The sequence below is a fragment of the Streptococcus sp. 343_SSPC genome (assembly GCF_001072385.1).
Lineage (GTDB): Bacteria > Bacillota > Bacilli > Lactobacillales > Streptococcaceae > Streptococcus.
Genome location: NZ_JVKU01000028.1, coordinates 1 through 19,023, shown reverse-complemented (window position 1 = coordinate 19,023; position 19,023 = coordinate 1). Strand labels below are relative to the sequence as shown.

Annotated in this window: 12 protein-coding genes; 11 read left to right on the top strand and 1 reads right to left on the bottom strand. The window is 44.4% G+C overall.

The annotated features are described in order from the left end of the window. The first annotated feature begins 167 nt into the window (after positions 1 to 167). The 11 genes from pbp1b (at position 168) to comGB (ending at position 17,870) form a co-directional block, all read left to right on the top strand. On the top strand, positions 168 to 2,582 hold the full coding sequence (gene pbp1b, locus ADH27_RS09000; RefSeq protein ID WP_414717669.1) for a penicillin-binding protein PBP1B: 2,415 nt from the start codon (positions 168 to 170) through the stop codon (positions 2,580 to 2,582). 421 nt (positions 2,583 to 3,003) lie between these two features. Next, positions 3,004 to 6,573, top strand: a complete 3,570-nt coding sequence (gene rpoB / locus ADH27_RS08995) for a DNA-directed RNA polymerase subunit beta (RefSeq protein ID WP_048717467.1) — start codon at positions 3,004 to 3,006, stop codon at positions 6,571 to 6,573. 150 nt (positions 6,574 to 6,723) lie between these two features. Next, positions 6,724 to 10,377, top strand: a complete 3,654-nt coding sequence (gene rpoC, locus ADH27_RS08990) for a DNA-directed RNA polymerase subunit beta' (protein ID WP_048717465.1) — start codon at positions 6,724 to 6,726, stop codon at positions 10,375 to 10,377. A 389-nt stretch (positions 10,378 to 10,766) separates the two neighbouring features. Next, on the top strand, positions 10,767 to 11,918 hold the full coding sequence (gene wecB / locus ADH27_RS08985; RefSeq protein ID WP_048717463.1) for a non-hydrolyzing UDP-N-acetylglucosamine 2-epimerase: 1,152 nt from the start codon (positions 10,767 to 10,769) through the stop codon (positions 11,916 to 11,918). A gap of 2 nt (positions 11,919 to 11,920) precedes the next feature. Further along, positions 11,921 to 12,709, top strand: coding sequence for a hypothetical protein (locus ADH27_RS08980; RefSeq protein WP_048717462.1), 789 nt, complete (start codon positions 11,921 to 11,923; stop codon positions 12,707 to 12,709). Between the two features lie 9 nt (positions 12,710 to 12,718). After that, positions 12,719 to 12,859, top strand: coding sequence for a hypothetical protein (locus tag ADH27_RS10365; RefSeq protein ID WP_006595142.1), 141 nt, complete (start codon positions 12,719 to 12,721; stop codon positions 12,857 to 12,859). Next, positions 12,852 to 14,162 (top strand): glycosyltransferase family 2 protein, encoded by a 1,311-nt coding sequence (locus tag ADH27_RS08975; protein WP_023027557.1) that lies wholly within the window; start codon positions 12,852 to 12,854, stop codon positions 14,160 to 14,162. Before ADH27_RS10365 ends, ADH27_RS08975 begins: the two co-directional genes overlap by 8 nt. A gap of 8 nt (positions 14,163 to 14,170) precedes the next feature. Then, the gene (locus ADH27_RS08970; protein WP_006595140.1) at positions 14,171 to 15,274 is read left to right on the top strand and encodes a glycosyl hydrolase family 8; all 1,104 of its coding nucleotides are present in this window, start codon (positions 14,171 to 14,173) and stop codon (positions 15,272 to 15,274) included. 207 nt (positions 15,275 to 15,481) lie between these two features. After that, the gene (locus ADH27_RS08965; protein ID WP_048717460.1) at positions 15,482 to 15,859 is read left to right on the top strand and encodes a DUF1033 family protein; all 378 of its coding nucleotides are present in this window, start codon (positions 15,482 to 15,484) and stop codon (positions 15,857 to 15,859) included. A gap of 105 nt (positions 15,860 to 15,964) precedes the next feature. Next, on the top strand, positions 15,965 to 16,906 hold the full coding sequence (comGA, locus tag ADH27_RS08960; RefSeq protein WP_048717506.1) for a competence type IV pilus ATPase ComGA: 942 nt from the start codon (positions 15,965 to 15,967) through the stop codon (positions 16,904 to 16,906). Continuing rightward, positions 16,848 to 17,870, top strand: coding sequence for a competence type IV pilus assembly protein ComGB (gene comGB / locus ADH27_RS08955; protein ID WP_048717459.1), 1,023 nt, complete (start codon positions 16,848 to 16,850; stop codon positions 17,868 to 17,870). Before comGA ends, comGB begins: the two co-directional genes overlap by 59 nt. A 64-nt stretch (positions 17,871 to 17,934) precedes the next feature. Here the strand turns inward: comGB and ADH27_RS08950 are convergent. After that, a partial coding sequence (locus tag ADH27_RS08950) for a recombinase family protein (RefSeq protein ID WP_048715024.1) occupies positions 17,935 to 19,023 on the bottom strand: 1,089 nt, incomplete at its 5' end.

The following is a 19,023-nucleotide window of genomic DNA, read 5'->3' as shown; positions in this document are numbered from 1 at the left end:
AATGAATGGACGAAAAAAATCAAATCGGAAGCAGTGTTCTCAACTCTAGGAATTGAAAAGAAAGAGGTCCATTTGGTATAATGGGAAGGACAAGGAGAAATAGAGTGAGTCAAATGAGAGAATTTTTTACGAAGTGCGGGAAGAAAATAAAAGACTTCTTTGCCAAAATGACGGTTGAAGTCAATGAGAAAGAAGACAAGGAGGGCTGGTCACTAGGAGATCTCCTAGCGACGGTTCTACGGACGATGAAACTCCTTTGGGATGTGCTACTGGTGTTTGCTTTGGGTGGTCTCTTGTTTGGTGCAGGGATTGCGATTGGCTATGCAGCTAGCCTCTTTAATGAGACAGAGACGCCGGATCCGACCCAATTGGTTCAACAAGTGCGAAATATCTCGAGCGTTTCAAAGATTTCCTACTCAGATGGAAGCATCATTTCTGATATTGACAGCGACTTGATTCGGATCCCTGTCCAAAAGGATGCGATTTCGGACAATGTCAAAAAGGCTGTCATTGCCACAGAAGATGAGAACTTTAATAGCCATAACGGGGTTGTTCCGAAAGCGGTGATCCGGGCTACCTTGGGTTCAGTTGCTGGAGTAGGGTCCTCTAGTGGTGGTTCAACTCTGACCCAACAGTTGATTAAACAACAAGTTGTGGGAGATGCACCGACCTTCTCACGGAAGGCTGCTGAGATTATCGATGCCCTTGCTCTTGAGCGGGTAATGGATAAGGACGAAATTTTAACGACCTACCTCAATGTCTCTCCATTTGGTCGAAACAACCGGGGACAAAATATCGCGGGAGTGGAAGCTGCAGCTCAAGGGATTTTTGGTGTTTCTGCCAAAGACTTGACTGTTCCACAGGCAGCCTTTATTGCTGGTTTGCCACAGAGCCCAATTGTCTACTCACCTTACGCTTCTGATGGCAGCCTCAAGACTCCGGAAGATCAAGCTTTAGGCTTGGATCGTGCCAAGGATGTCTTGTACAACATGTATCGGACAGGGGCGATCAGCAAGGAAGAGTACGACCAATATAGTCAATATGATTTGAGCAAGGATTTCCTTCCGTCAAATGGCATCGAGAAGACGCCGCACGACTACTTGTATTTCCAAGCTGTTAGTGAAGCGGAAGATGCCATGTATGAGTATCTAATCAAGAGAGACAACGTCTCTAGTCACGACCTAAAAAACAATTCAACGGTTAAATCTTATCAAGAGTTGGCGAAGAAGGAATTGAGAGAGGGTGGCTATACGGTTCAGACCACTATCAACAAAGCTATCTACAATGCCATGCAAGAAGCAGTTGCCAATTATGGCGGTATCTTGGACGATGGAACGGGTACGGTAGAAGTCGGAAATGTCCTTATGGACAACCGAACAGGAGCTATTCTTGGCTTTGTTGGGGGACGGAATTTTGACGGGAATCAGAATAACCACGCTTTTGATACAGAGCGTTCTCCAGGATCTACCATTAAACCCTTGCTGGCTTATGGAATCGCCATTGACCAAGGATTGATGGGAAGCAATAGCATCGTCTCCAATTACCCAACCAACTTCTCTAGTGGAGAGCCAATTATGCACGTGGATAACCGAGGAACTGGTATGATGGACCTCCGAGAGGCCCTCAATACATCATGGAATATCCCAGCTTATTGGACCTATCGTACTCTCCGTGAAAAGGGTGTCGATGTCCCAGGCTATATGGAAAAAATGGGCTACGATATCGCTGAGTACGGCATTGAAAGTCTGCCAATGGGAGGCGGGATCGAAGTAAGCGTCGCCCAACATACAAATGGTTATCAAACCATTGCAAATAATGGAAATTACCAAAAAAGCTACATGATTGAAAAAATCATGGATCGCAATGGGGAAGTGGTCTACCAACATGAGAGCAAGGCGACCCGCGTCTACTCAGCAGCAACTGCGACTATCATGCAAGACCTGTTAAGAGGTGTCATCAGCTCTGGTGCGACAACGACCTTTAAGAGCCGAATCAGCCAGGTCAATCCAACTCTTGCGAATGCCGATTGGATCGGGAAAACTGGAACCACCAATGAGAATGGAGATATGTGGCTCATGCTGTCTACTCCAAATCTTACCTTAGGTGGCTGGATTGGACATGACAACAATGCTTCCATGGCTCCGTTGACAGGCTACAATAATAACGCAAGTTACATGGCCTATTTAGCCAATGCCATCTACCAGGCGGATCCAGCTGCTTGGGGCGTGCAAGATCGCTTCACCCTAGATAGCAGTGTCATTTCATCGACTGTTCTCAAATCGACAGGACAACGACCTGGTCGTGTCAATGTCAATGGTCGTGATATCGATGTGTCGGGTGCGACGGTTACCAGCTATTGGGCTAAAAATGGCGCTCCACAAACGACCTACCGCTTCGCAATTGGTGGATCGGATAGTGATTATGCTAGTGCCTGGGCTGGAATTCTAGGCGGTTCAGCTAATACTTCCAATGGAAATCGAAATACCAACCGGACAAGCAATTCGAACACGCCAAGTAGTTCGAATACGCCAAGTAGTTCGAACACGACAGCTAGTTCATCATCTAGTGGACAAAACAGATAAAAATAACGAGTTGCAATACCATAAAATCGTTTTCATGTCTAGAGAAAACCTTGTGTTTTTTATGAAAATACGATATAATAAGGACAAGTAATTTGTCGTGCGCTTTATTTGAAATATTGTCCAAATAGAAGCTTACAGCAGTTAAATCAAACTTTATAAAAGTCGATTTAGCTGCTCTTTTTGTGCCTATTTTTAGAAAAAACGGAGCTTGTCACACAAACTTAATCTTTCTAAAAATTCCAAAAAGGATGAATGATACGGAGGAGATTTCTTCTCACGTGATGTAGATCACACCCCCTTCATAACATCGTTTCGACTGGATCAGAACCATTCTGATATGGTCAGAAGCGATCTAGAAACCGGATTTTCAGAGAGGGCCTTCCCCTAGCTGGTATCCTAGTATAGAAAAGGAGTTAAAACTTTGGCAGGACATGACGTTCAATACGGGAAACATCGGACCCGTCGTAGTTTTTCAAGAATCAAAGAAGTTCTTGATTTACCAAATTTGATTGAAATCCAAACGGATTCATTTAAAGATTTTCTGGATCATGGTTTGAAAGAAGTTTTCGAAGATGTATTGCCAATTTCGAACTTCACAGACACAATGGAGTTGGAATTCGTCGGCTATGAAATCAGAGAACCAAAGTATACCTTGGAAGAAGCACGTATCCATGATGCGAGCTATTCTGCCCCAATTTTTGTAACCTTCCGCTTGGTCAACAAGGAAACAGGCGAAATCAAAACTCAAGAAGTCTTCTTTGGTGATTTCCCAATCATGACTGAGATGGGAACCTTTATCATCAATGGTGGAGAGCGGATCATCGTATCTCAGCTCGTACGTTCTCCAGGTGTCTACTTCAATGATAAGGTGGACAAGAACGGTAAGGTTGGCTATGGATCAACGGTTATTCCGAACCGTGGAGCTTGGCTAGAGCTTGAAACAGACTCAAAAGATATTGCTTATACTCGTATCGACCGTACGCGTAAGATTCCATTTACGACCTTGGTTCGTGCCCTTGGTTTCTCTGGGGATGACGAGATTTTTGATATCTTTGGGGATAGCGAATTGGTTCGCAACACAGTTGAAAAAGATATCCACAAAAACCCAATGGATTCTCGTACAGATGAAGCCCTCAAAGAAATTTATGAGCGTCTTCGTCCAGGTGAGCCAAAAACAGCGGAAAGCTCACGTAGCTTGTTGGTAGCCCGTTTCTTTGACCCACGTCGTTATGACTTGGCCCCAGTTGGTCGCTACAAGATCAATAAGAAACTCAATATCAAGAACCGCTTGTTGAACCAAACGATTGCAGAACCATTGGTAGATGCTGAAACAGGAGAAATCCTTGTAGAAGCTGGTACCGTGATGACACGCGATGTCATCGACAGCATCTCAGAACATTTGGACGGTGATTTGAACAAGATTGTCTACACTCCAAATGATTCAGCAGTATTGACAGAACCAGTCGTTCTTCAAAAATTCAAGGTTGTGGCACCAACGGATCCAGACCGCGTTGTCACTATCATCGGCAATGCTAATCCAGATGATAAGGTTCGTACCATCACTCCAGCTGATATCCTTGCTGAGATGAGCTACTTCCTTAACTTGGCTGAAGGTCTTGGCCGCGTGGATGATATCGACCACCTTGGAAACCGTCGTATTCGTGCCGTTGGTGAATTGCTTGCCAACCAAGTGCGTCTTGGACTTTCACGGATGGAACGTAACGTTCGTGAACGTATGTCTGTTCAAGATAACGAAGTATTAACACCTCAACAAATCATTAACATCCGTCCAGTAACTGCAGCAATCAAAGAATTCTTTGGTTCTTCCCAATTGTCCCAGTTCATGGACCAACACAACCCACTTTCTGAGTTGTCCCACAAACGTCGTTTGTCTGCCTTAGGGCCTGGTGGTTTGACACGTGACCGCGCTGGATATGAAGTCCGTGACGTGCACTACACTCACTATGGTCGTATGTGTCCAATCGAAACACCTGAAGGACCAAACATCGGTTTGATCAACAACTTGTCATCCTATGGACACTTGAACAAGTATGGTTTCATCCAAACGCCATACCGTAAAGTAGACCGTGAAAAAGGTGTGGTCACCAACGAAATCGTTTGGTTGACAGCTGATGAAGAAGATGAGTACATCGTAGCCCAGTCCAACTCTAAGTTGAACGAAAAAGGTGGTTTTGCTGAGCCAATCGTTATGGGACGTCACCGTGGTAACAACCAAGAGTTCCCATCTGATCAAGTCGACTACATGGACGTATCTCCAAAACAGGTAGTTGCCGTTGCGACAGCATGTATTCCTTTCTTGGAAAACGATGACTCCAACCGTGCCCTCATGGGTGCCAACATGCAACGTCAGGCTGTGCCATTGATCGATCCAAAAGCGCCTTACGTGGGTACTGGTATGGAATACCAAGCAGCCCATGACTCAGGAGCTGCAGTCATTGCGCAACATGATGGGAAGGTTACTTATGCCGATGCTGACAAGGTAGAAGTTCGTCGGGAAGATGGATCTCTTGATGTTTACCATATCCAAAAATTCCGTCGTTCAAACTCAGGTACGGCTTACAACCAACGTACCCTTGTAAAAGTTGGCGATGTCGTTGAAAAAGGCGACTTTATCGCAGACGGTCCATCGATGGAAAAAGGGGAAATGGCCCTTGGTCAAAACCCAATCGTTGCCTACATGACATGGGAAGGTTACAACTTCGAGGATGCCGTTATCATGAGCGAACGCTTGGTGAAAGAAGATGTCTACACATCTGTTCACTTGGAAGAATTCGAATCAGAAACGCGCGATACTAAGTTAGGCCCTGAAGAAATCACTCGTGAAATTCCAAACGTTGGGGAAGATGCTCTCAGAAACCTTGACGAAATGGGTATTATCCGTATCGGTGCGGAAGTAAAAGAAGGCGATATCTTAGTTGGTAAGGTGACACCGAAGGGTGAAAAAGACCTTTCTGCTGAAGAACGTCTCCTCCACGCTATCTTTGGAGATAAATCTCGTGAAGTGCGGGATACTTCTCTTCGTGTACCTCACGGTGGAGATGGTGTCGTTCGTGATGTCAAGATCTTTACGCGTGCAAACGGAGATGAATTGCAATCGGGTGTCAACATGTTGGTTCGTGTTTACATCGCACAAAAACGCAAGATCCGCGTCGGAGATAAGATGGCCGGTCGTCACGGAAACAAAGGGGTTGTATCCCGTATTGTTCCTGTTGAAGACATGCCTTACCTTCCAGATGGGACACCGGTTGATATCATGTTGAACCCACTTGGGGTGCCATCACGTATGAATATCGGTCAGGTTATGGAACTTCACCTTGGTATGGCGGCTCGTAACTTGGGTATCCACATCGCAACACCAGTCTTTGACGGAGCAAGCTCAGAAGACCTCTGGGATACCGTTCGTGAAGCTGGTATGGATAGCGATGCCAAGACCATTCTTTACGATGGCCGTACAGGTGAGCCATTTGACAACCGTGTTTCTGTCGGTGTCATGTACATGATCAAGCTTCACCACATGGTTGATGATAAACTCCACGCTCGTTCTGTCGGACCATACTCAATGGTTACCCAACAACCACTCGGAGGTAAAGCTCAGTTTGGTGGACAACGTTTCGGGGAAATGGAAGTTTGGGCCCTTGAGGCTTATGGTGCATCTAATGTCCTTCAAGAAATCTTGACCTACAAGTCAGACGATGTCAACGGACGTTTGAAAGCTTATGAAGCGATTACCAAAGGAAAACCAATTCCAAAACCAGGTGTGCCAGAGTCCTTCCGAGTACTTGTGAAAGAATTGCAATCACTTGGATTGGATATGCGTGTCCTAGATGAAGATGACAAAGAAGTTGAACTTCGCGATCTTGACGAAGGGGAAGACGACGATGTCATCCACGTAGATGATCTAGAAAAAGCACGTGAAAAAGCAGCCAAGGAAGCTCGCGCAGCTTTTGAAGCTGAAGGGAAAGAAGAATAATTTAATATGTAGTTCAATAGGATTGAAAACCTGAGAAGGTTCTCTATCCCAAGCTTTAGGCTTGAAGGAGTGAAGGAAGTTCTTTCTCTCCTTCGCCAAAAAGCAGAAGAACATACAATCGATAATGAACATAAAGAAAGGTAAGAAATAGTGGTTGATGTAAATCGTTTTAAAAGTATGCAAATCACCCTAGCTTCTCCAAGCAAGGTCCGTTCATGGTCTTATGGAGAGGTCAAGAAACCTGAAACAATCAACTACCGTACATTGAAACCAGAACGTGAAGGTCTCTTTGATGAAGTCATCTTTGGACCGACAAAAGACTGGGAATGTGCGTGTGGAAAATACAAACGAATCCGTTACAAAGGGATCGTTTGTGACCGCTGTGGTGTGGAAGTAACACGTGCCAAGGTTCGTCGTGAACGCATGGGACATATCGAATTGAAAGCACCTGTGTCACACATCTGGTACTTTAAAGGCATCCCTTCTCGTATGGGGTTGACCTTGGACATGAGTCCTCGTGCCCTTGAAGAAGTCATCTACTTCGCAGCTTACGTGGTGATCGATCCAAAAGATACACCGCTTGAGCATAAGTCCATCATGACAGAGCGTGAATACCGTGAACGCTTGCGCGAATACGGACCAGGTTCTTTTGTAGCTAAGATGGGGGCAGAAGCGATCCAAGACCTCTTGAAACAAGTGGATTTGGAAGCTGAAATTGCTGTCTTGAAAGAAGAATTGAAGACTGCAACTGGTCAAAAACGTGTGAAGGCAGTTCGCCGTTTGGATGTCTTAGATGCCTTCTACAAATCTGGCAACAAGCCAGAATGGATGGTTCTCAACATCCTTCCCGTTATTCCACCAGATCTTCGTCCGATGGTCCAATTGGATGGTGGCCGTTTTGCTGCCTCTGACTTGAATGACCTTTACCGTCGTGTGATTAACCGGAACAACCGTTTGGCACGTTTGCTTGAGTTGAATGCCCCTGGTATCATCGTGCAAAACGAAAAACGGATGCTCCAAGAAGCCGTTGATGCTTTGATCGACAACGGTCGTCGTGGTCGTCCGATCACAGGACCAGGTAGCCGTCCACTGAAATCTTTGAGCCATATGCTCAAAGGGAAACAAGGACGCTTCCGTCAAAACTTGCTCGGTAAACGTGTTGACTTCTCAGGACGTTCCGTTATCGCCGTTGGTCCAACTCTTAAGATGTACCAATGTGGTGTGCCACGTGAAATGGCCATCGAGCTCTTTAAACCATTTGTCATGCGTGAAATCGTTGCGCGTGACATCGTGCAAAACGTAAAAGCCGCTAAACGCTTGGTCGAACGTGGAGATGAGCGGATCTGGGATATCTTGGAAGAAGTGATCAAAGAACACCCAGTTCTCTTGAACCGCGCACCGACCCTTCACCGTTTGGGGATCCAAGCCTTTGAACCTGTCTTGATTGACGGGAAAGCTCTTCGCTTGCACCCACTTGTCTGTGAAGCCTACAATGCCGACTTTGACGGGGACCAAATGGCCATCCACGTACCGCTTTCAGAAGAAGCCCAAGCAGAAGCTCGTATCTTGATGCTGGCTGCTGAGCACATCTTGAATCCGAAAGACGGGAAGCCAGTCGTTACCCCATCTCAGGATATGGTTTTGGGGAACTACTACCTCACTATGGAAGAAGCTGGTCGTGAAGGCGAAGGCATGGTCTTCAAAGACCGTGATGAAGCGGTCATGGCTCTTCGCAATGGATATGTTCACTTGCATACCCGTGTCGGAATTGCGACGGATAGCTTGAACAAACCATGGACAGAAGCGCAACAACACAAGATTCTCTTGACAACTGTTGGTAAGATCCTCTTTAACGATATCATGCCTGCAGAACTTCCATATCTTCAAGAGCCAAATAATGCTAACTTGACAGAAGGCGTTCCAGCTAAGTACTTCTTAGAGCCTGGTCAAGATGTCAAAGCAGCGATTGAGAAATTGGAATTAAATGTTCCATTCAAGAAGAAAAACCTTGGAAATATTATCGCGGAAATCTTCAAACGCTTCCGTACAACAGAAACATCTGCTTTCTTGGACCGTTTGAAAGACTTAGGTTACCACCACTCAACCCTTGCTGGTTTGACAGTGGGGATTGCCGATATTCCAGTTGTTGAAGACAAGGCTGAAATCATTGAAGAATCTCACAAACGTGTAGAACAAATCACCAAACAGTTCCGTAAAGGGATGATTACAGATGATGAACGCTACAATGCGGTTACAGCTGAATGGCGTGCAGCCCGTGAGAAATTGGAAAAACGTCTGATTGATAACCAAGATCCGAAGAACCCAATCGTTATGATGATGGATTCTGGAGCCCGTGGTAACATCTCAAACTTCTCACAGCTTGCCGGTATGCGTGGTTTGATGGCCGCTCCAAACGGACGGATCATGGAATTGCCGATCCTTTCAAACTTCCGCGAAGGTTTGTCAGTACTGGAAATGTTCTTCTCTACTCACGGTGCTCGTAAAGGGATGACCGATACGGCCCTTAAGACAGCCGACTCAGGTTACTTGACTCGTCGTTTGGTTGACGTTGCCCAAGACGTAATCATTCGTGAAGATGACTGTGGAACTGACCGTGGACTTCTGATTACCTCTATTACAGATGGTAAAGAAATGATTGAACCATTGGAAGAACGTTTGACAGGTCGTTATACCAAGAAAACTGTTAAACATCCTGAAACAGGAGAAGTCATCGTTGGTCCAGATACCTTGATTACAGAAGATATCGCTCGCGACATCGTCAATGCGGGTGTTGAAGCAGTGACCATCCGCTCTGTCTTTACATGTAACACTCGTCATGGTGTCTGCCGTCACTGTTATGGTATCAACTTGGCGACTGGTGATGCGGTTGAAGTTGGTGAAGCAGTCGGAACCATCGCTGCCCAATCGATCGGGGAACCTGGTACACAGTTGACCATGCGTACCTTCCACACGGGTGGGGTTGCCTCAAATACCGATATCACGCAAGGTCTTCCTCGTGTCCAAGAAATCTTTGAAGCCCGCAATCCGAAAGGGGAAGCGGTTATCACTGAGGTCAAAGGGGAAGTCACAGCCATTGAAGAAGATGCTTCGACACGGACCAAGAAAGTCTTTGTACGTGGTGCGACTGGAGAGGGAGAATACGTTGTCCCTTACACAGCCCGCATGAAAGTCGAAGTGGGAGATCAAGTCTCTCGTGGTGCGGCTCTTACAGAAGGGTCTATCCAACCAAAACGTCTCCTTGCCGTTCGTGATGTCTTATCAGTTGAAACTTACCTCCTTGCGGAAGTACAAAAAGTATACCGTAGCCAAGGGGTAGAAATCGGCGACAAACACATCGAGGTAATGGTGCGTCAAATGATCCGTAAGGTTCGTGTCATGGATCCAGGAGATACAGACCTTCTCATGGGTACTCTCATGGATATCACAGACTTTACAGATGCCAACCGTGATGTGGTTATTTCTGGTGGGGTTCCTGCGACGGCTCGTCCTGTCCTTATGGGAATCACCAAAGCCTCTCTTGAAACCAATAGTTTCTTGTCAGCGGCTTCCTTCCAAGAAACAACTCGTGTCCTCACTGACGCAGCGATTCGTGGTAAGAAAGACCATCTCCTTGGACTTAAGGAAAATGTTATCATCGGTAAGATTATTCCTGCCGGTACAGGTATGGCTCGTTACCGTAACTTGGAACCACAAGCAGTCAATGAAGTCGAAATTATCGAAGAAGTTCCAGTCACAGAAGAAGCAACAGGAATTGTTGAATCACCTGTAGTGGAAGAAAATTAATCCCAAAAGAAGCTTTACTGATCTTCAGTAAGGCTTCTTTTTTATGCCTAAAAATGAATAGAAAGATACTGTTTTCTCCTATAATACCATGTCAAAGATATGCGCAATAATAAATATATATTCAAAAAAATGCATATATTAAGACTGAAAAAGGAAGTTTAGAAAGATTTGATTGTTAAAATAAATATGGTATAAAATCCAGCTATCTCAAGGTTTTTACGGGTTTTAAACTAATTAATATTACACATAAATTACAGATTATTAAAATTCGATTAAATGTATTACGAAAGCATTGAGATAGTTTGACTTATGAAGCAATTGAAGGTAGAATGGATGGTAAATATGTTGTTGATTTTGTTAATAAAATCACAAGGTAAAAAGGTGAGATGATGAAAAAGATTAAAGTGATGGTTGTTTTTGGAACGCGCCCAGAAGCTATTAAAATGGCTCCCCTGGTTCTAGAGCTCCAAAAGCAAAGTGAGACCATTGAAACGATCACAGTGGTAACTGCACAGCATCGTCAAATGCTGGATCAAGTGCTAGAGACCTTCCGCATTCAACCGGATTACGATCTAGATATTATGGGGAAAAACCAATCTCTTCTAGATATCACGGCTAGAATCCTTGAAAAATTTGACCCAGTCGTGAAAGAAGTGCAACCGGATATGATTTTGGTACATGGGGACACAACGACGACTTTTGCGGCTAGTCTTGTTGCCTTCTATAACCAAGTCCGTATCGGTCACGTAGAGGCGGGGCTCAGAACCTTCGATAAGTATTCGCCTTTCCCTGAGGAGATGAACCGTCAAATGACGGATAACTTGGCGGATCTTTATTTTGCCCCAACCAGTGAAAGCAAGGCCAATCTTCTTATGGAACATCATCCAGAGTCGTCTATTTTCATTACAGGGAATACGGCGATTGATGCCCTGCGATTAACAGTACAAGAGGATTATCACCACCAGGTTCTTGATCAGTTGGATCCGCAGAAGAAGTTGGTCTTAGTGACCATGCACCGTCGGGAAAACCAAGGCCAACCGATGCGAGCTGTGTTTGGTGCCTTGAGAGAAATGGTGGATGCCCATCCGGAATTGGAAGTCGTTTATCCAGTCCACCTTAGTCCAGCTGTTCAAGAGGCGGCTAAGGACATCTTAGGAGAACACGACCGCATTCATTTGATTGCGCCTTTGGACGTCTTTGACTTTCATAACCTCGCTTCGAGAAGTTACTTTATTATGTCTGATTCGGGAGGAGTTCAGGAGGAGGCCCCTTCTTTAGGCAAGCCTGTCTTAGTCCTTCGGGATACGACCGAACGTCCAGAAGGTGTCAAAGCTGGAACCTTAAAATTGGTCGGAACCGATCCTGAGCGTGTCAAGGAAGAAATGACGGCTTTGTTGACGGACCCAGATCTGTATCAAAAAATGGCTTCGGCTCGAAATCCATATGGAGATGGGAAGGCATCTGAGCGGATTGTTCAAGCTATTCAGCACTATTATGGCCTCGTTGACTCGGTATCTGAATTTATGGAGGGAGAGATTTAGGAATGAAAAAAAGGAATCATTTAGGAAACTGGATGCTTATTTTAGTCGGCTTTGTATTGGCCGTCCTGATATACTGTCTATTCTTTGCACGGGAAATTATTATTGAGGAAGCTCTCTTTCTCGTGTTAGCCTTGTTTGCCTCTCTTGTCTTATCCAATTTGCTTCTGACCTGGACGATTTTAATTTCATTCGGTTTAGGAATTGTCTTTCTGGTAGCAGGAGTCGTGTATATCCCTGCAAACCAGGCACTGTTATTACTTTTCTCTTTCCCTATTTTGATTGGGATTCTATCAAAAATTCGCTACTACTTATTTAAAGAAGTTGCCAAGGTTCAAAACCAAGAAGAGGATGCTGAAGTTGCCTACCGTGGCTTGCTGGAACACTCAGGTGTTCAACAGGAACAGAAATTACAAGCCCTCTTGATCCATTGGTCTCATGAGGAACTCTTCTATCAAATTCATCCTCGTGAGTACAATCGGACACTGAACCAAATTCATTATCTGATTGGCCACCATTTGATACAAGATGAGAGACTTTATTATGTTTCAGATGGCAATTTCCTAGTACTTACGAATAGTCAGCAACGAAATTTGCAAGAATATTATCAGTTGTATTTAAAAAATCAATTGGAATCTCTGGTCTTTAAGGGAGAAGACGGTAATCAAGCTATTCAATTCCAAAAAGGATACTTGGTAGTGGATTCGACCAATCGGACGAAATTCCATAGCTACCAGGAAGCTATTAGTAACTTGAAACGTCAACTTGAAACGGATATTATTGTGGAATATTAGGGGGAACCGATGACTCTTACAAACCTATTTTTTGGGCTAGCCCTCGGGATTAGTCTATTCTTTGCGGTGTGCTTCTGTGCATTATTCATTGCCTACTTGGTCATCTACCATCGGGTAAACAAAAACTTTAAGGCGGTGGACCATGATTAGTCAAATTTTAATGATTTTTACCTTGATTTCTATCTGGTTGTCTCTAGCCTGGGGCTTGGTGATCTTGATTTCAGCGGTTCAATTCTGGTTGAAACACAGTGATTTTCGAGTGGATACGAGCCCGCTTCTCTATTATCCTAAAGTAACCATCGTGGTACCTGCCCACAATGAAGATGTGGTCATTGCTCAAACTGCTAAGGCGATTTTGGATATGAATTACCCTCATGATCGTGTGGAGTTGCTTCTCTTTGCAGATAACTGCTCGGATCGTACCTATGAGGAGTGTTTGGCTGTCAAGGCCCTTCCGGAATACGCTGGCCGGGACGTGACCATTATTGACCGTACCGGTACAGGTGGGAAAGCTGGAGTATTGAATGATGCCTTGAAGATGGCGACAGGAGATTATATCTGTGTCTATGATGCGGATGCCATGCCTGAGAAAAATGCTCTTTATTTCTTGGTTAAGGAAGTTCTTAAAGATCCAGAACGCCATGTGGCTTCATTTGGACGCAATAAGACGAGAAATGCCAACCAGAACTTCTTGACGCGTTGTATCAACCAAGAAATCGTCGTGACCCAACGGGTTCATCACGTCGGGATGTGGAATCTCTTCAAAATCGGACGGATTCCAGGTACCAACTTTATTATCCAAACAGAATTTGTCAAAAGTATCGGTGGTTGGAAGAATGGTGCCTTGACGGAAGATACGGATATTTCCTTCAAGATCATGCAAAGCGGAAAACTGATCGCTTTGGCTTACAACTCGGAAGCCTTCCAACAAGAGCCAGAGACTCTAAAAACCTACTACATGCAACGGAAACGTTGGGCAAAAGGGAACTACGAGGTTGTACTTTCCAACTTTAAACACTTATTCGGAAAAGGGAACTGGCGGGTAAAACTAGAGGTCTTCAACTATTCATGTATTTTCTTCTGGTTTAATGCAGCGATTGTCTTGTCAGACTTGATTTTCTTTGCCAATGTCCTTGCTATGTTTATCCATCTCTTTGCTCCGGGCGTACAGATTCCCTTTGCTTTTGACTCCGAAAATATCTACATTGCCCAATTGATGCTCTTTAACTGGGTGCTGATGATTGGTTTGTATTTGTTGCAAATCAACATTGCCATGGCTTCTCAGTTTGGTCAGGCGACGGTGAAACAGATTTGGTTGGCCCTAGCAGCCTACTTTAGCTATTCCCAACTCTTCATCATTGTTTCGATTGATTCGATTTCATCCATCATCATGGATAAATTGCTTCACCGTGAAGGAACCAAGTGGGTGAAAACGAAACGGTTTGCTGGTTAGGAGGACTTATGAGAACAAAAAAAATGAAATATTTATGGTTTGTGGTCATCCTGGCAGTCTTTTGTTTGACTCTCTTCTTGGCTCGGACAAGAAGCAAGGTGGAAATGCGGAACCGCCTCTATCGTCAATGGACGGAACACTACCTTGTGACGGATGGAAAACAGTCCTATGTTCGTACGACTAACAGTGACCAAGAAACGGTTGTCTTATCAGAAGCGCAAGGTTATGGCATGCTGATCACAGTAGAGGCTGCCAAGAAAGACCTAGCCAATCAAGAGGATTTTGACCGTCTGTATCGGTATTATCAAAACAATCGCTTAGATGATACCCAATTGATGGCCTGGAAACAAATCATCAAAAAAGGGGAGCTTTCATCTGAGCATCAAAATGCGACGGATGGTGATCTATATATAGCCTATGCCTTGATGGAAGCCGCAAAACAGTGGCCTGAAAAAGGTAAAGGCTATCAACAGCAAGCCAAGGCTATCTTGGACGACATTCTCAAATACAACTACAATGAGACAACGGGTGTCTTGACCGTTGGGAATTGGGCCAATCAAGATTCCGAATTCTATCACTTGATGAGAACCTCTGATACCCTTCCATCCTTTTTCCAATCCTTCTATGAGTTGACTGGAAATGAACAATGGTTAAGTATTAAAGAGAAGATGTTGGCCCAGCTTGACGCCATCAGTTCGCAAACTAAAACAGGCCTTCTGCCAGACTTTATGTGGGTAGATGAACAAGGGGCGCGTGTAGCGGATCCAGATACCATCGAATCCAAGTATGATGGTGCTTATTCTTACAATGCTTGTCGCCTGCCATACAACTTGGCTCAAAGCCAGGACAAGACCAGTCAAAAATTGGGCAAGAAGATGCTGGACTTCTTTATGAAGCAACGAAATATCTATGCCGGCTATGATCTGAAAGGCAATGCCCTTCATCAGTACCAAGCAGCTAGCTTCATTGCTCCTGTATCTTATGCGGCTGAAAATGGAGATGGCTATCTCAAGTTGGTGCAGCAGAACAAGTTTATCTTTATGCAAGATTTATCAACAGAAAATTATTACGATGCAACCATGACAACCATGATTGCCCTTCAATTGTTCTAATGGATCATCATTTGAAAAACTGAGAACTTTAGGCTTCTCAGTTTTTTCTTGTCAAAAAATAGCCTGTCTCTCCTCCATAAGGGGAGATTTTGAAAGATAAACATGAAAATATTCGGAAAATTTACTGTATTTTTCTTTCATGAGCAGAATTCTTTTATTATCAAAGGATTTTATATATAATATTGGATACAAAGGACGGAGAGAAATATGTATCAAGTAATTGAAATGTATGGGGATTACGAACCCTGGTGGTTTTTAGAAGATTGGGAGAAGGACATTGTCACTAGTCAGAGTTTTGATGACTATTATGAAGCCCTAAAATACTACAAACGCCAATGGTTACTTTTAAGAGAGCAATCTCCATTATTTAAAAGTAGAAGTGATTTAATGACGATTTTTTGGGATCCTGAGGATCAGCGCTGGTGTGAAGAGTGTGCGGAATACGTGCAACAATATCATTCAGTTGCCTTATTAGAAAATGATCAGAAGATTCCGAGAAGCAAGCGTCGTCCAGGATACGAAAAAGGTAATGCCCACACGGCTCATCGCTCTTGTAAGCTAGACTACGAGAGCAATAATCTATAGGAAGAGAAATTCAATATGCAGTTGAGTTTCTTTTTTTTGCTCTTTTTTCTAAATCCAGCGCTAGTTGGCCAATTAATTGCGAATTATATAGTGAAAGGAGGAAATATGGTTCAAGAAATTGCACAATCCATAATTCGAATGGCATCGAATGCCGAAGCTCAGGATATTTATTTTGTTCCTCGAGTGTCAGACTATCAGCTCTTTCTAAGGGTTGGGGATGAGCGACGCTTTGTCGAGACCTATTCGCAAGAACAAATGGTAGCGGTCATCAGTCATTTTAAGTTTATGGCAGGGATGAATGTGGGGGAAAGGCGCCGGAGTCAATTGGGCTCCTGTGACTATTCTCTAGGGGATAAGGTCTTGTCCTTACGCTTGTCTACTGTGGGAGACTATAGGGGATACGAGAGTTTAGTTATTCGCCTGCTCCACAATGAGGACCGGGAGCTCCGTTTCTGGTTCGACCAACTTCAAGAGCTAGAAGAGAAGGTGAGTAAGCGGGGGCTCTACTTATTTGCGGGTCCAGTCGGATCGGGGAAGACAACACTGATGCATGCCCTGGCCAAGAAAAAATTTTCGGGGCAACAAGTCATGTCGATTGAAGATCCGGTAGAAATTAAGCAAGAAGAGATGCTGCAACTGCAGCTCAATGAAGCGATTGGCATGACTTATGATAGCTTGATTAAACTGTCTCTGCGCCATCGCCCGGATCTCCTCCTCATCGGAGAAATTCGTGACACGGAGACAGCTCGTGCAGTTATTCGGGCTAGTCTGACAGGTGTGACGGTCTTTTCTACCATCCATGCCAAGAGCATTCCTGGGGTCTATGAACGCCTATTGGAGTTGGGGGTGAATGAGGAGGAGTTACGGATTGTCCTTCAAGGGATATGTTACCAGCGTTTGATAAAGGGAGGAGGTGTCACTGACTTTGCCATCCAAGATTACCAAAACCACTCCAGTCAACAGTGGAACCAGCAAATGGATGCGCTTTATGAAGCGGGACATATTGAGCTGGATCAGGCGCAAGCCGAAAAAATTATCGATTGCTAAGCAAGAACATGTCATTGAACTCTTTCACAATCTCTACAGCAGTGGCTTTCATCTATCAGAGGTCATCGACTTTCTTCGGCGCAGTCAATTGGTAGAGGCAGATTTTGTCGAGAGGATGCAGGTCGGACTGGCCAACGGGAAGCCCCTGTCAGCCATTCTCTCTGATCTAGGTTTCTCCGATCAGGTAACGACTCAATTGGCACTTGCGGAGCAGCATGGAAATGTTACCTTAAGTTTGGAAAAAATCCGTAGCTACTTGGAAAATCTGACCCAGGTTCGAAAGAAACTAGTTGAGGTGGCGACCTATCCCGTGCTCTTGTTGGGATTTTTGATCTTGATTATGCTGGGGCTGAAAAATTATCTCTTGCCTCAGTTGGAGAATCAAAATGGGGCGACACGACTGATTAGTGTCTTTCCCCAGTATGTTTTGTTAGGGAGTGTGTTGCTGACGATTGGAGTTTTGATGCTCCTTTTCCTAGGCCGTCGTGCCAAACGGCTGGCCCTGGTTTCATGTTTGGCTAGATTTCCTTTTCTTCGCCCCTTCTTACAGGATTATCTGACCGCTTTTTATGCTCGAGAATGGGGAAGTATGATTGCCCAAGGGTTGGAGCTGAATCAAATTTTTCCTGTGATGCAGGGGCAACGTTCCCGTCTCTTTCGAGAGATTGGACAGGATTTAGAACGGGCATTGGCTCGTGGCAGGTCTTTTTCTGACCATATTCAGACTTATCCTTTCTTTAAACGAGAGCTGGCCCTCATGATTGAATATGGGGAGGCCAAGTCCAAGCTCGGTAGTGAGCTGGAAATCTATGCAGACAAGACCTGGGCAGGCTTTTTCCATCGTTTGAACAAGGCCATGAATGTCGTCCAACCACTGGTCTTTGTCTTTGTTGCTCTTATGATTGTTTTGCTCTATGCAGCCATGTTGCTGCCAATTTATGAAAATTTGGAGGTTCCTTTATGAAATCATTGCGCACACTCAAGGTAAAAGCTTTTACTCTGATTGAAATGAAGGATAGTAAAATTCTTTATATTCTCCAATTTATGACAATCCGCTCAGATGTCACTTGTACCTTGTCGATCAATGCCCTAGCAATGACCTTTTGGCCATCATAATCAATACTTGCGATATCCTCACAGTCTAGTACCTGTTTTATATTATTTCTTCGTTCCTGACCTTGTTTTTCTGGGTCATTTTTTAGTTCTTCCTCAAGTGTTGTCCTCATTGTCATAAATTCTGAGGACCTTTTTTGTAGCTCATCCAAAGTGATGCGGTCATCAATATACAAGTCATTCAATCTGCTCAGTTTCTTAGTCAGCTCCTCGATTTGCTTTTGGTAGCTATCACGGTCTATAGTGCTTGATTGGGTGTTAAACAGCTTCTCGATATAGCTCTGGTCATGCTGTAGCTTGCTTATCTCTGTAATGATATATTTCTCTAATTCGTCCTTTTCATAAGCTCCAGAGTGACATTTTTGATTGTTATTGTAAACAGTGACCCCAGCTGTTTTCCTTGGATGTCTCTGGTAGCACTCGTATCTAATAAATCTAGTACCGTCTTTGCGGATACCGCCCATTATTAGCTTGAGAGGCGCGTGACAATATCCGCACTTGGCTAGTCCTGACAACATGTATTTTGCCTGAAACGGTCTAGGATTTGTCTTTTCTGCAGCAGCCCTCTGTCTGATTTTTAGCTCCTCTTGCGTCCTCTTGTACACATCTTCTGAGATAATAGGTTCATGCTCTCCAGGGAATAGCTGGCCCTTGTACTGATTGTAGCCACAGTAGACAGGATTTGACAGGATCCCTCTGACAGCTCTGTAATTCCAGCTAATTTCTTTTGGGTACTTCTCGTTTAAGTCGTCCCTTAATTTGGTAATAGAACGACCTGCCAGATAGCGCTCGAAAATGTACTTGACTACTAGCGATTGTGCTGGGTTTATGGTCAGTGATCCTGTTTCTTTGTCGTAGTTGTACCCGTAGGAGGTTTTAGCCCACATCATGGACTTTCCAGACTTGGCCCGTCCCAGCTTACCTAATTGCATACGCTCTTTTATCTGCTCTCTTTCGAGCTGAGCAAATACGGATAACAAACCTATAACGGCTCGCCCGAATGG

Excerpts from the sequence above, each read along its gene's own strand:
- pbp1b (WP_414717669.1), top strand. The coding sequence starts at position 168 with ATGACGGTTGAAGTCAATGAGAAAGAAGACAAGGAGGGCTGGTCACTA.
- wecB (WP_048717463.1), top strand. The coding sequence starts at position 10,767 with ATGAAAAAGATTAAAGTGATGGTTGTTTTTGGAACGCGCCCAGAAGCT.
- ADH27_RS08980 (WP_048717462.1), top strand. The coding sequence starts at position 11,921 with ATGAAAAAAAGGAATCATTTAGGAAACTGGATGCTTATTTTAGTCGGC.
- ADH27_RS10365 (WP_006595142.1), top strand. The coding sequence starts at position 12,719 with ATGACTCTTACAAACCTATTTTTTGGGCTAGCCCTCGGGATTAGTCTA.
- ADH27_RS08975 (WP_023027557.1), top strand. The coding sequence starts at position 12,852 with ATGATTAGTCAAATTTTAATGATTTTTACCTTGATTTCTATCTGGTTG.
- ADH27_RS08970 (WP_006595140.1), top strand. The coding sequence starts at position 14,171 with ATGAGAACAAAAAAAATGAAATATTTATGGTTTGTGGTCATCCTGGCA.
- ADH27_RS08965 (WP_048717460.1), top strand. The coding sequence starts at position 15,482 with ATGTATCAAGTAATTGAAATGTATGGGGATTACGAACCCTGGTGGTTT.
- comGA (WP_048717506.1), top strand. The coding sequence starts at position 15,965 with ATGGTTCAAGAAATTGCACAATCCATAATTCGAATGGCATCGAATGCC.
- comGB (WP_048717459.1), top strand. The coding sequence starts at position 16,848 with ATGAAGCGGGACATATTGAGCTGGATCAGGCGCAAGCCGAAAAAATTA.